The 2138-nt window shown below is 71.0% G+C and carries 4 protein-coding genes; all 4 read left to right on the top strand.

Features of this window, described 5'->3' with window-relative positions; translation table 11 throughout:
- The first annotated feature begins 142 nt into the window (after positions 1–142).
- The 4 genes from ACZ6Z4_RS33795 (at position 143) to ACZ6Z4_RS33780 (ending at position 2088) form a co-directional block, all read left to right on the top strand.
- Positions 143–301, top strand: a complete 159-nt coding sequence (locus ACZ6Z4_RS33795) for a hypothetical protein (RefSeq protein WP_465574298.1) — start codon at positions 143–145, stop codon at positions 299–301.
- Positions 302–319: 18 nt separating this feature from the next.
- Entirely contained in the window at positions 320–931 is a 612-nt protein-coding gene (nadD, locus tag ACZ6Z4_RS33790) for a nicotinate-nucleotide adenylyltransferase (protein WP_344167660.1), read from the top strand.
- Positions 932–940: 9 nt separating this feature from the next.
- Positions 941–1324, top strand: coding sequence for a ribosome silencing factor (rsfS, locus tag ACZ6Z4_RS33785; protein ID WP_465574293.1), 384 nt, complete (start codon positions 941–943; stop codon positions 1322–1324).
- A gap of 116 nt (positions 1325–1440) precedes the next feature.
- Positions 1441–2088 carry a histidine phosphatase family protein gene (locus ACZ6Z4_RS33780; protein WP_465574289.1) on the top strand — a complete coding sequence of 216 codons (648 nt, stop codon included), beginning with the start codon at positions 1441–1443 and terminating at the stop codon, positions 2086–2088.
- The last annotated feature ends 50 nt before the right edge of the window (positions 2089–2138 follow it).

Here is a 2138-nt window from a genome sequence, read left to right as displayed (position 1 = left end):
TGACGCCACTCTCCCCCCCCCCCCCCCCCCCCCCCCCCCCCCCCCCCCCCCCACCACCCCCCCCCCCCCCCCACCCCCCCCCCCCCCCGCCCCCCCCCCCCCCCCCCGCTTCTTGGGGGTGCGGCGAGATAGGCTCTGCCTCATGGCTCTCCAACTCCTGCCCCAGCTGGCGCCGCTGTCCGAAGCCGCCGGCGAGGCGTCGCACATCTCGCCGTGGTGGTACGGCGGGTTCGCCCTGTTCGTGCTGGTCGCGCTGCTGCTGCTGACCGTGATCATGGGCAAGGGCCGGCCGCACAGCTGAGCGGCGGATCGAGCTGACGTGAACTCTCCGGAGCGGGTCCGGCGCCTCGGCGTCATGGGCGGGACGTTCGACCCGATCCACCACGGCCACCTGGTGGCCGCCAGCGAGGTGCAGGCGTACTTCGACCTGGACGAGGTGATCTTCGTCCCGACCGGTCAGCCCTGGCAGAAGACCGACCGGGACGTCTCGCCGCCCGAGGACCGGTACCTGATGACGGTGATCGCGACCGCGTCGAACCCGCGGTTCTCGGTCAGCCGGGTCGACATCGACCGGCCCGGGCCGACGTACACGATCGACACGCTGCGCGACCTGTCCCGGCTCTACCCCGACGCCGAGCTGTTCTTCATCACCGGCGCCGACGCGCTCGCTCAGATCCTGACCTGGCGCGACGTCGACGAGATGTTCAAACTGGCCCAGTTCGTCGGCTGTACCCGGCCGGGGACCGAGGCCACCGAGCTCCCGCTCGACCGGCTCCCGATGGACCGGATCACCCTGCTCGAGGTGCCCGCGCTGGCCATCTCGTCGACCGAGTGCCGCGCCCGGGTCGCCAAGGGCAACCCGACCTGGTACCTGGTCCCGGACGGCATCGTCCAGTACATCGCCAAGCGCGACCTCTACACCAACCACTGAAGGAATCGAATGCCTGCCTCCGAACGCGCCGTCCAGCTGCTCACCGCGGCAGCCGAGGCAGCCCACGACAAGAAGGCCGAGAACGTGCTCGCGTTCGACGTCTCCGAGCAGCTCGCGATCACCGACGCGTTCCTGGTCGCCTCGGCGTCCAACGACCGCCAGGTCCGCGCGATCGTCGACGCGATCGAGGACAAGCTGCGCGAGGACTTCGACGCCAAGCCGGTCCGCCGCGAAGGCGCCCGCGAGGGCCGCTGGGTGCTGCTGGACTACCTCGAGATCGTCATCCACGTCCAGCACGACGAGGAGCGCAGCTTCTACTCGCTGGAGCGCCTGTGGCGCGACTGCCCGATCATCCCGCTGCCCTCGCCCGTACCGGGCGCTCCGACGGACTGAGCTTGTTCGTACGCCGTACGGTGGGCGTTCGCCGGCCGTACGGCGCCGGTCTGCGCTGAACTGAATACTTGATTCGGGGTCGCCCGGTCGGCTCCGCTACCCCGGGAGCACACGCAATGACTGCAGGACGCCTGATCGTCTGGCGCCACGGCCGCACCGAGTGGAACCTCCAGGACAAGATGCAGGGCCAGGCCGACATCCCCTTGGACGAGGTCGGCGTCGAGCAGGCCCGCACGGCGGCCGCCCGCCTGGCCTCGCTCGCCCCGACCCGCCTGATCGCGAGCGACCTCCAGCGCGCCGCCTCCACCGCCGCCGAACTGGCAGCCCTGACCGGCCTCACCGTCGAGTACGACAAGTCCCTCCGCGAGATCGACGTCGACGACTGGGCCGGCCTCACCATGGCCGAACTCGCCGAAACGAACCCCGAGGCCGCCGCCCGCATCCGAGCCGGCGAACCCCAACGCCGAGGCACCGCCGGCGAAACCGTCGAAGAGGTAGCCGCCCGCTTCGCCCCCGCCCTCCAGCGCGCGGTCGAAGACGCATCCCCATCGGACACAGTCGTGGTCGCCACCCACGGCCTAGCCGCCCGAGTCGGCGTCTGCCTCTTCCTAGGCATCCCCCAGGCCCACTGGCCCGCCTTCGGAGGCCTCTCCAACTGCAACTGGATCTCCCTCCTCCCCAGCCGCAACAACAACTGGCGCATCGAGGAGTGGAACGCCGGCTCGCTCCCCGGGCCGGTCATGTCGGACGACCCGCAGCAGTAGGTCCTCCGGACAAGACCACGCCCTCGGGCGTGGTCGAGTACGCCGACCAG

The organism is Kribbella sp. NPDC104740 (assembly GCF_055583505.1).
This window is presented reverse-complemented; position numbering and strand designations above follow the sequence as displayed.